The sequence below is a fragment of the Psychrilyobacter piezotolerans genome, from assembly GCF_003391055.1.
GTDB lineage: Bacteria > Fusobacteriota > Fusobacteriia > Fusobacteriales > Fusobacteriaceae > Psychrilyobacter > Psychrilyobacter piezotolerans.
This window is the reverse complement of record NZ_QUAJ01000047.1, coordinates 1-14220: the sequence shown is the minus strand read 5'-3', so window position 1 is coordinate 14220 and position 14220 is coordinate 1. Positions and strand designations below refer to the sequence as shown.

12 protein-coding genes and 1 tRNA gene are annotated in these 14220 nt (G+C 33.6%); 1 reads left to right on the top strand and 12 read right to left on the bottom strand.

Annotation, left to right across the window (positions count from 1 at the left end; genetic code table 11):
• The first annotated feature begins 349 nt into the window (after positions 1-349).
• Positions 350-982, top strand: coding sequence for a PAQR family membrane homeostasis protein TrhA (gene trhA / locus DYH56_RS14980; RefSeq protein WP_114643677.1), 633 nt, complete (start codon positions 350-352; stop codon positions 980-982).
• 85 nt (positions 983-1067) lie between these two features.
• Here the strand turns inward: trhA and DYH56_RS14975 are convergent, their stop codons facing one another.
• The 12 genes from DYH56_RS14975 to DYH56_RS14920 all read right to left on the bottom strand — a co-directional run bounded on the left by DYH56_RS14975 (position 1068) and on the right by DYH56_RS14920 (position 14179).
• A complete protein-coding gene (locus tag DYH56_RS14975; RefSeq protein ID WP_114643676.1) occupies positions 1068-2423 on the bottom strand; it encodes a sensor histidine kinase in 1356 nt (451 codons plus the stop codon).
• A 47-nt stretch (positions 2424-2470) separates the two neighbouring features.
• Positions 2471-3139, bottom strand: coding sequence for a response regulator (locus DYH56_RS14970; protein ID WP_114643675.1), 669 nt, complete (start codon positions 3137-3139; stop codon positions 2471-2473).
• A 44-nt stretch (positions 3140-3183) separates the two neighbouring features.
• Positions 3184-4473, bottom strand: coding sequence for a M18 family aminopeptidase (locus tag DYH56_RS14965; RefSeq protein ID WP_114643674.1), 1290 nt, complete (start codon positions 4471-4473; stop codon positions 3184-3186).
• 77 nt (positions 4474-4550) lie between these two features.
• Entirely contained in the window at positions 4551-5684 is a 1134-nt protein-coding gene (dinB, locus tag DYH56_RS14960; RefSeq protein WP_114643673.1) for a DNA polymerase IV, read from the bottom strand.
• Positions 5685-5798: 114 nt separating this feature from the next.
• Complete coding sequence (gene nrdG, locus DYH56_RS14955; RefSeq protein ID WP_114643672.1) at positions 5799-6296, bottom strand: anaerobic ribonucleoside-triphosphate reductase activating protein; 498 nt, start codon at positions 6294-6296, stop codon at positions 5799-5801.
• Positions 6297-6524: 228 nt separating this feature from the next.
• Complete coding sequence (locus DYH56_RS14950) at positions 6525-7898, bottom strand: KAP family P-loop NTPase fold protein (protein ID WP_114643671.1); 1374 nt, start codon at positions 7896-7898, stop codon at positions 6525-6527.
• Positions 7899-8105: 207 nt separating this feature from the next.
• Positions 8106-8453 (bottom strand): endonuclease domain-containing protein, encoded by a 348-nt coding sequence (locus tag DYH56_RS14945; RefSeq protein WP_114643670.1) that lies wholly within the window; start codon positions 8451-8453, stop codon positions 8106-8108.
• A gap of 399 nt (positions 8454-8852) precedes the next feature.
• Positions 8853-11198 carry an anaerobic ribonucleoside triphosphate reductase gene (locus DYH56_RS14940; protein ID WP_114643669.1) on the bottom strand — a complete coding sequence of 782 codons (2346 nt, stop codon included), beginning with the start codon at positions 11196-11198 and terminating at the stop codon, positions 8853-8855.
• A gap of 202 nt (positions 11199-11400) precedes the next feature.
• Entirely contained in the window at positions 11401-12177 is a 777-nt protein-coding gene (locus DYH56_RS14935; protein ID WP_114643668.1) for a MetQ/NlpA family ABC transporter substrate-binding protein, read from the bottom strand.
• A complete protein-coding gene (locus DYH56_RS14930) occupies positions 12137-12748 on the bottom strand; it encodes a TetR/AcrR family transcriptional regulator (RefSeq protein WP_114643667.1) in 612 nt (203 codons plus the stop codon). Before DYH56_RS14930 ends, DYH56_RS14935 begins: the two co-directional genes overlap by 41 nt.
• On the bottom strand, positions 12717-13982 hold the full coding sequence (locus tag DYH56_RS14925) for an FtsW/RodA/SpoVE family cell cycle protein (RefSeq protein WP_114643666.1): 1266 nt from the start codon (positions 13980-13982) through the stop codon (positions 12717-12719). The genes DYH56_RS14930 and DYH56_RS14925 overlap by 32 nt, the downstream gene beginning before the upstream one ends.
• 120 nt (positions 13983-14102) lie before the next feature.
• Positions 14103-14179 (bottom strand) — tRNA-Met (locus tag DYH56_RS14920).
• Between the last annotated feature and the right edge of the window lie 41 nt (positions 14180-14220).

Sequence of the window (14220 nt, the reverse complement as noted above, 5' to 3'; positions counted from 1 at the left end):
TTTGCTATTTTGGTTAAACTTCATGTGGATACCTCCGTAAAATATTAGGGTTTAGTCGTCTTAATTTTACATCGAGGTATCTTTTTTTTTCAACCATTTACTTTTTTATTATACAGGAATGCTCCTTTTATTCCATTAATATACTTAGTATTATAACATAATTTTATTCATATCTTATTTTTTCTTTGAATCCGGCCCATTTTTAAGTTATGACTAAAATCCACCTTTTAAAGAGGTCTGATTCTAATAAAATTTAATCGATAATATGAGAATTAAGCTTCTATATATGCTAGAATATAAATATAAACATAAAAAACAGGTGTTATTTTGAAATTTTAAAGGAGGCAGAATGAAAGTTATTAATCCATATTTAAAATTAGAGGAATATGTGAGTTCCATAACCCACCTATTGGGAGCCGGGATGGCAATAAGCGGCCTGGCTTTTCTAATCATCCATGCTGTACAAGAGGGAGGGATAAAACAAATTATAGGTTTTACTGTTTTTGGTCTTTCAGCTATATTTTTATATCTTATGTCGGGAATATATCATATCCTTCCTGTGGGAAAATATAAAAAAATTTTCAAAATATTAGATCACTCTGCTATCTATGTACTTATATCCGGATCATATACTCCATTTTTGCTGATCTTAGGAGGTATTACAGGGTGGGTAATCCTGGGTATTCAATGGACTTTAACCAGTCTGGGAATTTTATTTAAAATTAAATTTGCAGGCAGATTCCAGACAACCTCCACTCTGATCTATCTATTTATGGGATGGATGATAGTCTTTGCATTTGGAAACCTAAGGAGTAGTTTAAACTCGGTATCACTAATACTGCTCATAGCCGGGGGTATTTCTTATTCTGTAGGAGCCATCTTCTACTCCATGAAAAAAGTTAAATATACCCATGTCATATGGCATTTTTTTGTAATAGCAGGGACCACCCTTCACTATCTGTCTGTATACCATTCCATATAAATATATCCATGCAACGTGACGTTAAAAAAGAGACTGCCGGTTTAAGATTTAGGCAGCCTCTTTCTTTAATAATTTTGCACATTCCTTAAACCTTGGGCAGATATACTGTAAATACACTCCCTGCTCCTTCGGTACTCTCTATTTCCAGAGTTCCCCTATGAACTTCCACCAGGTGGGAGACGATGGAGAGACCCAATCCTGAGCCGGATTTTTTAGTGGTCCTGACCTTATCTTCTCTAAAAAATCTTTCTGTAATCTTCTTTAAATTCTTATCTTTAATCCCAATTCCTGTATCTGAAATCCGAATTCCGATCTTATCTTCCAGGATAAAAGAGGTGATATTTATCTCTCCTCCATCCTTGTTATATTTAATAGAATTGGATATTATATTTAAAAATATATCCCGAAGGAGTGATTCCTCACCTAAAACCTCTATCTCGCTGTCTTCTAACTGACAGTTTAAAGTTATTTCTTTTTCCAGGGTGAGGATATCCATAAATTCACATAATTCCAGGATCATCTTTTCTATCTTTACAGGTCTAAAATGTTCCTCCAATGATTCCGGATTTTTAGTAAAAATTAATAATTTTTGAATAATATTATTTAACCAGTTAACTTCATCCAATACCTTTCCCAGGTCTTCCTGGTATTCTTCCACAGTTCTTTCACTGCTGAGCTCCACCTCTATCATACTTTTAATAGACATAATAGGTGTCTTCAGCTCATGACTGACATTATCTGTAAATTCACTTATTCTAATAAAACTATTTTCCACCCTGTCTAACATGGAATTCAGAGTAAATATCAGATTTCCTATACTATCATTTGTAGAGGTGATTTCAATCCTTTTAGATAAATTTTTACCTTTAATATCGTTGGCCGAGTTAGTTATCTCATTTAATCCCATTAAGAGGGTGTCAACTATGTTATTGGTATTATAATAGTTCCAAATTACAGCTAAAAAACTCATCATAACAAAAGTTATAATCAGCCATGAAAGATAAAGATTTATATCTGAAACATCCCTGATAAGTGCGTAGATATATGGTTTGTCTCCATTGGTAAAACGCCCTATTAAAACTCTTTTATTTTCAACAGTGGCATATAGATTTTTTTCCAGATCAACATTTTTTATAAGTTTCGTTAGAGCTTTAGAATTACTAAAAACAAAGGCATCGTCACTTATTTCTACATACACAGGCTTTTTAGCTTCTGCGTCTATTACTATAATATCTAAACGTACAGGAAGAAGATCCAGGTAATCTATAACCCTATTGGCTTCAAAAACTACCCCTTCCTCCTTTAGGAGATATTGAAATACCGCAGCCTCACTGGCTAACTCTTTATTCACATAATTTTTAAATAAACCAGAAGTTAAAAAAAAGACTCCTGTAAAAATAATTCCCAGTGCAATAAAATTTCGAACACTGCTTTTAACCATAGTTACAAATATTAAATTATTTTTTCTAAAGTTAGTTCTAAAGTTAATTAATCTTTTAATATATACCCAACTCCTCTGACAGTATGGATTAATTTTTTATCAAATGCTTTATCAATTTTTTTTCTCAAATGATTTATATATACATCCACTACATTTGTATCGGAAATAAAGTTGATATTCCATACTTTTTCTGTGATCATCATACGAGTTAAAACAGTATTCTTATTTTCAATAAAGTATTCCAACAGATTAAATTCCCTGCTTGTCAGGTCTATTATCTGCCCATCCCTGGAGACAATTCTTTTGACTAAGTCCATCTTTAGATTTTCAGCTGTCAAAACATTATCGTTCCCCTCGGTGCTCCTTCTGAATATAGCTCTGATCCTGGCCAACAACTCAGAGAAAGCAAATGGTTTTACTAAATAATCATCTGCTCCTGCATCTAATCCCACAACTTTATCCTGAATCTGATCCTTTGCTGATATGAGGATTATATGTGTATTGTCTTTTTGCTTCTTCAAATATTTTACTACCTCTATTCCATTTTTTTTAGGGATCATAATATCCAGTAATATTAAACTATAGTCATTGTTTGTAGCATAGCTTATGGCATCTTCTCCATTATCTACAGCATCTACATCATACCCTGCTTCTAAAAGCCCCTTGGTTATATAGTCCGATATCTGTTTTTCATCTTCTACCAGTAATATTTTCATCTTTTCACTCCTCTGTATCCCCTTCAATAAATCAAATATTTATTTTAAAGGGAATAATAATTTTTAAGTAATTTTTTTAAATTCATAAGGTCTTCTACCCCACATAGTTCACGAATGGAGTGCATTCCAATCATTGCCAATCCTAAATCCACAGCATTTATATCCAGATGGGTAGAAGAAATAGGCCCTATTGTAGACCCCCCCGGTGTATCCGATCTATTTACAAAATATTGATATGGAATTCCATTGGGTTCTAATATTTGTTTTACTACAGCCAGTGAATATGCATCTGAAGTATAAGATTGATTAGCGGTAACTTTCAGAGCCACACCATGGTTCATCTTAGGTCTTACTATGGGATCTGTCTTTTGGTTCTGAGCCGGATGAACTGCATGAGCCCCGTCTACAGACAGCATAAATGAATTTGACAGTGCACAAAAGAATTCTTCCCTGTCCAGCCCTAAGGATATAGACACCCTATCCATGGCATTTAAGAGCATATTTGAGTCTGCCCCCTGCTTAGTACTGCTTCCTACCTCTTCATTGTCAAAACAAGCCAGTACATTTACACCATTAAAATCTTCTGCTTCAAGAAAGGCATCCAGACCAACATAGAGTGCTCCTAAATTATCTATCTTTGCAGCGGAGATCATCTCCTCATTTAATCCTACAAGAGTTCCCTTTTCAAATTCATACAGGTACAGGTCAAAGTCCAAAATCTCAGCCAGGTCTATATTATTTTCCTCAGCTATTAATTTCAATAGGAAGTTTTCCTTTTCCAGTTCCTCATTTACCAGTGTTAAAATAGGCAGAGTGTCGTTTTGTTTGTTCAATTCAACTCCTTTATTTACCTCCCTGTTTTGATGGATAGCAAGGTTGGGAATGATCAGACATGGCTTGTCTATATTTACTAAGATTGTTTTAGGTTTGAAAACATTCTCTGATCTTACAACTACCCTTCCTGCAATACTCAGAGGTCTGTCCAGCCATGTGTTCAAAATAGGCCCCCCATATACCTCTGTATTTAATCTAAGGTATGAATCTCCTACCATCTCTGGGTTGGGTTTTATTCTGAACCCTGGAGAATCCGTATGGTTCCCCGATATTTTAAATCCGCACTCATTTAATTTTCCATTTCCAACAGAGAATGCAATAAGTGAAGAATCATTTTTTGTGAAGAAATATTTCCCATTAACTTCTAATTTCCATTTTTCAGATTCTAAGATCTCTTTATATCCATTATTTATCAATATATCAGCAGTATTTTTCACTGCATGAAATACCGATTTTGAAGAGTGGGAAAAGTTGATAAAGTCATTTGCAAGTTTTTTCATTTTATTCCTCCTAAAATTATATACTTATTTTTATCCTTATATTATTTATACAATATTATTCCTAAAATTAAAATAGTTTAATCCTTTAAATTCTTTAAATTATTAATTTTATCTTTTAATTCTTGTATTTTTCTTTCCTTTTTTATCCCCTCTACATCCTTGAAAGACAGCTGGTATTCCTTATTTTCACTCAAATTACCCAGATTTATCCCCAATAATTTAATCTTATCCTCTAAATTGATCTCTTCCAGGAGTTCAGCCAATAATCTTTTTAGAATTTCTATATTTTGAGTGGATATATTGATACTTTTAGACCTGGTTATAGTTTTCCTGTCCAGATACCTCACTTTTAAAGTTAGAGTTTTTGTATGAAATTTCTGATATTTCAGCCTTTTATGAGTTTTCTCCAAGAGACTTAAAAATTCAGACCATATAAATTCCCTGTCTTCCAAAGGAGCCGAATAAGTTCTCTCATTGCTGATAGAGTGTGTCTTTGATTCTACAGACACCTTCCTGTTATCAATCCCCCTGGAATACTCATAGATCATCTCACCTCTGTTGTATCCCAATATACTCCTCAGCTCCTGCAGTGACATCTTTAAAACATCGGATACCCTTACAAGATTTTTCCGGCCCAAAATCTCCTGGGTTTTCTTTCCTACCCCCGGTATGAGTTTTATCCCCTTATCCCACATGAAATCGGCGAACTCATCCAGATCCCTGATAAATGTCGTTCCTCCGGGTTTTTTAGCATCACTGGCTAATTTTGCACTGAGTTTGTTATACCCTATTCCAATAGAACAGGTTAATCCTGTATTTTTTAATATACCCCGTTGAAATTTCAGGGCAAACACTTCATAGGATGGATAATTTTTTATAATATCTGTAATATCTACAAACCCTTCATCCAAAGCTATAAATTCTACCTTATTGGTCAGTCTTAAGACCAAATTTTTTATCTGTTTAGAAACTCTGCTATACTTTTCCTTATCAACTTTTAGGTATATCCCATAGGGACAGAGCATCCTGGCCTTGGTGACACTCATTGCAGAGTGCAGCCCATATTTTCTGGCTTCATAGTTACAGGTAGTTATGACACTGGTCCCTACAATTACAGGTTTACCGGCAAGACTGGGGTTATCCCTGATCTCTATAGATGCATAAAATGCGTCCATATCGTAGTGAAGGATAACTTTTTTGCTATTTTTCATATCCTTCCTCCTGTTCAAACACCATAAACTCGTCAATAAATATAGGACTATTATATCATATGAGTGGATACAATGGGAATATACAAAAAAAAAACACCTAATACAGGTGTTTTTCTAAAATTCTAAAGTTATTATTTTATCATTCTTTAAGCTTTCCTTAACATCGATTATTCTCTGGTTGCTGCTCCCTCTAAAATGCAGTTCCGGATGATAGTCGGTTTTTTGAAATTTACCATCCACCAGTACATCTATATAGTCCAGACACTCCCTCATAACAGGATCTGTCAATAGATTTTCAAAGGTATAACCCGTATAGGACCATATGTTTTTATGGGTTCTGGCCTTTATCTCTCCTAGAAACTTTAAAAGTTCCTCCGGGTTAAAAAATGGATCTCCTCCAGACAAAGTGATCCCGTCCAACATGGAGTTGCCGTTTATCTCCCTTGCTATTTCATCCATGTATTCCTCGTCTAAGACCCTGCCTATGTCGCCCTTCCATGTCTCGTGGTTGTGACAGCCTTCACAGTAGTGGGTGCACCCTGAGAAGTAGATGGAGTATCTGAATCCGAACCCGTCGGAGATTGTTTCTTTAAATATCTTTATTATTTTCAATGTTATTCCTTCTTTCTTCTTATTTATTTTGCTCGTTATCCAACTCTTTCCCTGTTGGCGTTTATAACCCTTCTTTCACGATTACTTCGGTTTCTTTATCACATTTAAAAATTTTTCTAGTTAGAATAATTTTAATACTCGTAATCGGGAAACCGTAAGAAAGAAGAGTCAAATCTACTCTTTCCTTGTTGGCGTTTTCCCTTCGTTAAGGAAAATTATAGTATATATTTACTGCAATTTAAAATTACCTATAAATTCAATATGATCTTTAATGATAAATCGATTTTCTTCAAAAATTTTAGATATTATAGAATCATTTTCATAACTCCTTATTGAGGATGTAGTTTTTTTAGAAAGTCTTTCATTTATTTTTATTAATATTTCTTCGATTTTTTCTTGAAAATTTTCGTCTTTTATTTCAACCCAATTTAAATTCTTATTATAATTATCAACCATAATTTTCTTTTCTTCATCACTTATACCTTGACTAACTAAACCACCGTTCAAAATAGTCCCAAATATATTTGGTCTACTTGACATTAAAATATTATAGACATCATTATATTTTTGATTCAAACAAATAAAGTATGCATACATTGAACCTAATACAATCTCAATAGCATCAGACGAATCATTAATAGAGTCATAAAAAGAAGTTAAAGGTAATATTAATTTAATTTTATAAAATAATTTTTCTAAATCTCTTAAGCTTATCTCTTCCATTTTTGAAAAATTACTGATAACTTCCCAAAAATATTTAGTATTTTCAATATTCTCGTCTAAATGATGTTTCTCCATTAAATAATTGATATAATTATCTTTACTTAGATTAGGTAGTGAATAATCTAAATCTATAAATCTCCTCAAATATCCCTCTGAATCCATGCCATTCCCATAAATTGTGGATACAGAATGAGATAGCTGTTCTTTATCTAAAGATAAAACAAAGATATATCCCTCTACTTCAAATAAATGTTTTATTTTCTCAAGAGTTTCAATAGCATAATCAGGTCTGCATCTGTCCAATTCATCTATAAAAAATATAACTTTTTTTACGTTTAATTTTTCTTTAATTTTAACTAAATCTTTCTGTATATTTTCTTTTATTTCTTTGTATTTTTGGTATTGATTAAATAGCTCTCTTTTCTCCGTCGCTTCCAACTCATTATAAAGTTTTTTCAAATCCAATATCCCTAATGTTTTTGATTTCACTAAATTTACAGCTAAATCTCCAATAATACTTTTAGTGACTTTAACTAAATCTTTTTTATTGACATTTTTTATCTCATCAAGATGTTTATCAAGTTCACCAATTAAAGCAAGAAGTACATCTCCGTGAAAATCATTCTCCCAGGCATTAAAATAAATTGTAAAAATATCTTCCGATTTTTCTAACCTAAGCTGTTTTTCCCACATCTTAATAAAAGTAGTCTTTCCAGTACCCCATGGCGAGTCTATTCCAAAAACAAATCCCTTTTTACAATTAGTTCCTTCAATTATTTTAGTCAAATTATCTGCTATAGGTTTTCTTTTAAGTTTACAGTTTAAAAATGGATTTTTATCACTTATTTTTACATCATCAGTTTTTTCTAAGAAACTCATCGATCCCCTCCAAATTCTTCTCTACTTTAGTACTTTAGCTTCGGTTTCCTTATCACATTTAAAATTAAGTTTCCATCTTTCACCGCTAGCTTTGGTTTCTTTAACGAAGAGAAACCATAAGAAAGAAGAGTTTAAACCACTCTTTCCTTGTTAGCGTTTTCCCTTCGTTAAGGAAAACTATAGTGCATAAATGATTGTAAAAAAAATTTATATTTCTCCCTTTATCTCCTCAACTACACCCTCAACATCATCTCTAACTTCAGCATTGCTAAATCTAAGAGTTTTTATTCCCAGTTCTTTCATATACTCTTCCCTGACATGGTCATACTCTAATCCCTTTTCGATATAGTGCTGTCCACCATCAATCTCAATAACGATCCTTAATTTAGGGCAGTAAAAATCAACAATATATTCTCCAATTCCATACTGCCTGCGAAATCTAACTCCTAATTGATCTTTTCTAATATTTTTCCATAGCAGTTCTTCTTCTAGGGTCATATTCTGTTTCAAATTATTTCTTTTATCTTTAGTAGAACTCTTATTAAATAATTCCATAATACCCACCTCAAAATAATTTTTCATCTTTCACCACTAGCTTTGGTTTCTCTTCACTCAATATTCCTACGTTGGTTTCCTTTGCGAAGGGAAACCATAAGAAGGAAGAGTCAGAACGACTCTTTCCCTGTTGACGTTTTCTCTTCGTTAAAGAAAACTATAGTATATATCTGTATGTATTTCAAAATTCTTCTTTCACTCTTAGCTTTGGTTTCTCCTCACTCAATATTCTAACTTTGGTTTCCTTTGCGAAGGGAAACCATAAGAAGGAAGAGTGAGGAAGAGTTCCCCTAAACTAAAGAGGGAATTATCAAAATTCCCCCTCTACAATAATATTTTATACTCTCAATCTCTGCTTTGGTTTCTCCCTACCAGGGAGAAAACTAGAAGGAAGAGGGTCTAGTTATGCTTTACTCTGTCCTGTTCCTCAGCCTGTTTATATGAGTTCCATCCGTCTAAATCTCCAGTTAGGTAACCTGTGATCCTTCTGGTTCTGGATATCTCTTTTCCTCCACATACCGGGCATGTACACTCTATGATTCCTTTGAATCCGCAAGATTTACATCTGTCTACAGGATGATTGATCGATCCGTATCCGATTCCCTCCTGCTGCATAGCACGAACTATCTTCATAATAGCCAGGATATTTTTCTTAGCTTCTCCGTCTAACTCTATATATGTAATATGTCCCCCACGAGTAAGCTCATGAAATGGTGCTTCCCTCTTTATCTTTTCCATAGAAGATATATCTTCCTTCACATCTACATGGAATGAGTTGATATAGTAATCCCTGTCATTTACACCTTCAAAGGTACCAAACTTCTCACGGTCTATCTTTGTAAATCTTCCAGATAACCCTTCCGCAGGAGTTGCCAGAGCTGAGAAATTTAACTTATGTTCCTTACTCTTTTCTGCAGCAATATCCTTGATGTCAGAGACAGCCTTATACAGGGCATTATATGCCTTGTCGTTCTTTCCATGACCTTCACCATAGAGAGCCATCATTGCATTATGACCACCGATAAATCCTATACCTAACGTCCCTGATGCAAAGGTATCCCTGACGTCATCATTGGGGTTCAGGTTCTGCCCCCCATCCCAGATACCGTTTTCCATCATAAACGGGAATTGTCTGGCTACTGCCGAACCTTGGAATTCAAACCTGTCTTTTAGCTGGGAAGCTACAAAGTAAGCCATCTCCTTTACGTTTTTGTGGAATAACTCTACAGCCAGTGTTTCAAGTTCCGATGAGTTCTCTCCTAATTTTTCTACAGCTTCCTTTCTGGCTTTGATAGCCAGTCTGGGCATGTTGATAGATGTAAACGATACATTTCCACGGCCAATAGAAGTCTTGTCTCCTCTGACATTTTCAAATACCCTGGTTCTGCATCCCATTGTAGCTACTTCATATAAGTATCTGTCAGGATCATTTATATCCCATTTTTCATGGAAGTTAAACGGTGTGTCTAAGAATACGAAATTAGGGAATAATCTCTTAGAAGTAACTTCACAGGCTCTGATAAAGAGATCAAAGTTAGGAGTTTCAAACTCTAACTCTCCCTTAGCTGCTTTTGCCCAGTTATTTACAGCTAATTCAAAGTCTTTTTCCGAAAAAGATATTCCTGTCTTTACTTTGAATATTTGAATAGGGAATACAGGTGTCTCAGAGTCTCCTAATCCTTCTTCAGTAGCTTTGAATAACTCCTCTATAACCATTCTACCCTCAGCAGAGAAATCAGTACCATAGTTGATAGAACTGAATACTACCTGGTTTCCCCCTCTGGAGTGCATGGTGTTTAAGTTATGGATAAATCCTTCCATAGCCTGATGGGTTTCATTCTTCGTATCTGCATAGGCAATTTTAATTAATTTATCGACAGTTTTCATGTCCATTCCTAATTTTTCAGCTAATATATTTTTAACATCTTCACTGACAGATATGGTAGTGATTGAATTATTTATAATCTCTTTTAATTCATTATTTTTGTCCTCAATATAATCTGCATCTAAAAATGTCAGTGATCTGTATCTAAGGTGTCTTCTAAATGATTTCAATACTCCTGGAGCCATGAAAAAATCAAATGCTGGTATAGCCTGACCGCCATGCTGTTCATTTTGGTTTGTTTGGAATATTATAGTTGCCAGTGTAGCATATGTTGAGACAGATTTAGGCTCACGGATCTTTCCATGCTTTGATTTAAATCCATTTGTAAATAATTTTTGCAAGTCGTATTGTACGCAGGTAGAAGTTTTTGTAGGATAATAATCTAAGTCATGGATATGAATATCTCCAGCCATATGGGCATTTGAATATTCAGGATTCAATAGATATTTATGTGTATAGTCCTTTGTAGTTTCACTTGCAAATGTCATCATTTGACCGGCAGGAGTATTACCAGCCATATTTGCATTTTCATTGTTTATATCGTTTTTTTCCACAGTAACTATACCATCGAAAGATTTTTTTATAGTCGTTCTCTTGTGTCTCTCTATATTTCTCATATCTCTGTACAAGATATAGTTTTTAGCCATATCCGGATATGTTTTCATCAATTCTTTTTCTACAAGATCTTGGATCTCTTCAACTTTCAGATCTTTATTTAAATCTACTATTTTATTTACCACTTCCAGGGCAAATTTAGTACTGACATCTTCCTTGGAAGCAATAGCTGCCTTGTTTATGGCACAAATTATCTTATTTGCATCAAAGTTAACTTTTTTACCATCTCTTTTAACTACTTTCATTTAACATCACTCCACTATATTTAGTTAATTCCAATAAAAATATTACCACATATAGTAAAAAGTGTCTAACCCATTTTACAAAATAGGAGTATATAAAATTTATATATTTAGGTTTAAGATTGATAAATAAGGGGTAGAAAAAGATTAAAAAACAAAAAAAAAAGTCTTCCTTGACATAGGAGTTTTTTGTTTTCTAAAAATTTTAAAAAAAACTTATGTTATTTCCATATTTTTCTAAAATAAATAATTTAGTCTCCTTGCTTTTGGCCAGCTCAGAAAATTCAATGATTTTTTTATTTTTGATCATTTTTTTCCTGGAAACTATTACATTTATATATTTTTTATTAAAACTCTCCAAAAATAACGAATCTGTTTGCGGAGTATACCCCACGCTAAAAGCTGTCCCTCCAGTTAAAATCACATAGTCAGCAACTTCTAAAAACCTGGGCAATGTGGAACTCTCAACTCCTACAATCTCTATTTTAAAAGGGTTGGAGAATATTCCTTCTATTGTAATTTTTTTCCCATAATCCAGCTTTATGAGTCCCATCTTTTCTAAAAAAATCAATGCTCTCTTTTTATTGGATGGATCACAAGGAACAGCTACGACAGCTCCTATCGGCATACTTTTGATGGAATTATGCTTTTTTGAGTAGAGCCCCATGAGTTCTCCATAGGTTTCCCCTATGGAGCTGATGGAGGTATTATTTAAGTCATTATATGAATTTAGATAATCTAAAGTCTGAAAAATATTAACATCGATTTTTTCATTTAAAAGATCTCTATTTAAATTTTTATCATTTTCATACCTGACCAGTTCTATATCCAGGGTTTCATCCTGTTCCATTATAAAATTTACTAATTCAGCATTAAATTCCGAACCCACTCCTATTTTCAGAGGAGCAGAAAACAAAGTTAAACTAAGGAGGAAGAACAGACTAATTTTTGGTATGAAAACTGACTTCTTTAAGTTTATCACCTATATCACTCCTAAAAAAATAATCAAATTTAATCAGATAATATCTCAATAATTTTTCATTGTTGCTATATTTTTTACATATGTCGATAATACTGGTAATGGCTGATTTCATTAAAATCATAATAAAATCTTCATCGATATTTTCATCCTTAACACCGCTTTTTCTTTTATGAGCCAGATATTTTTCCCATCTTATCTCCACCAGCTCCTCCAAAAAATTCTCATATTTTGTTCCTGCAGAGGAGTCAAAAAGAATAAAAAATTCCATAGGTTTAGAGGTAGCTAAATTTATATAATTATTTAAAAATACCCTGGGTTTTTGATTTAAATCAGAGGATATCTTCTTCAGATCCTCATGAATATGGTTATATTTAAGAGTTGAATACAGTTCAAAGACTATGTCGTCAAAAAGTACTTCTTTATTTTCATAATATCGATATATATTTCCAATTGGGACTTTGGATTTTTTCGATATTTCTTTCATGGTTGCTCCCCTATATCCATTTTCTTTAAAAACTTCCATAGCTCCCTGATAGATCTTATTCTGAACTTCTTTCTTCTTGATTTGCACCTTTCGATCCCCCCTTTAAAGAGTGTTTGTTAATATTGTAAAGTACTCCGATAGAAAACAGGGTGGTCCACAGAGAGGTCCCGCCATAACTCATAAGAGGCAGGGGTATTCCCGTGACCGGCATAAGTCCGGTAACGACATATACATTCATTATTATTTGGCTGAATAAGTAGCCCGTAATTCCAATGGCTAAGTATTTACCAAAGTGGTCACAAGCTGATTTTGCAATGGTTGTTCCTATCTGCAGGATAATTATATAGGTTAAAAACATGATGGAAACTCCTACAAATCCCCATTCCTCTCCAACAGAAGCCATGATAAAATCTGTATGTATCTCTGGAAGATAACTGTACTTTTGAGTTCCATTTCCCAGTCCCTTACCAATAAGTCCGCCATTTCCTACAGCTATGAGAGATTGTTTTATCTGATACCCGTCTCCATTGTCATAATCATCATAGATTACACCATTTACATAGGCTTTTATCCTCCTATTTCTATAGGAGCTGTCATCTCCTATAAAGTATGCATAACTTCCATAGGTTATTCCTATCACGACAATTACAGCGATAAATTTAAATATATGTTTCAATTCTATATCTGAAAAAAATATCATGATAAATGAGATAGCTATATAGTGCAGGGCTGTTCCCAGGTCCCTTTGAAAAAAAACAGATAAAACAAAGAATAATACAAATGGAAATATAGTGTATATCACATCCTTATTTTTGTAATTTCTCTGCTTACAGGCATTGAGTCCCTTGGCGATTAAGATGATATATGCAATTTTTAACAGCTCAGAGGGCTGCAGTTTAACAATTTTAAAATCTATCCAACGTCTGCTCCCATTCCTAATTGGCACCAGGGAATCGATCCCAAAGGCCGTTCCTATGGCAACAACTCCAAATAAAATAAATGTAAGGATAACTATTAGTTTAATGGCTTGTTTTTTTTCATACCATCTATAGTTAATTCCTAACCCCATAAATAAGGGGACTATCCCAGCTAAAAGAAACAAAAATTGCCTCTTTACAAAAAAATATTCTGTTTTATAAAATCTCATAGAGGTATAAAAACTCGCACTGGCTATATTTAAAAGACTGAATATTGCCAAACCCAGGGTAGCTATGATGAGTATCCATCCCCTGACCTTAATAAAGGAATTTACGGACCTATCCCCTATTTTTTCTTCTATTTCGGAATTTTGTCCATATAAACTCTGATTTTTTATTTTCATAAATTTCCTCCTAAAAATACACCCTCAATAATGTAGTTTATATTATACCCTATAAAAAAGTAGAAGAAAACAAAAAATATATAAAAAAACCAGCTGTTAACAGCTGGTTTAAATTTTAATTGGTGGCGGGAGCAAGATTTGAACTTACGACCTTCGGGTTATGAGCCCGACGAGCTACCAGGCTGCTCTATCCCGCGGCATGGATTTTTTTATCAATTAAAAGTCTTTGGAGCGGGAA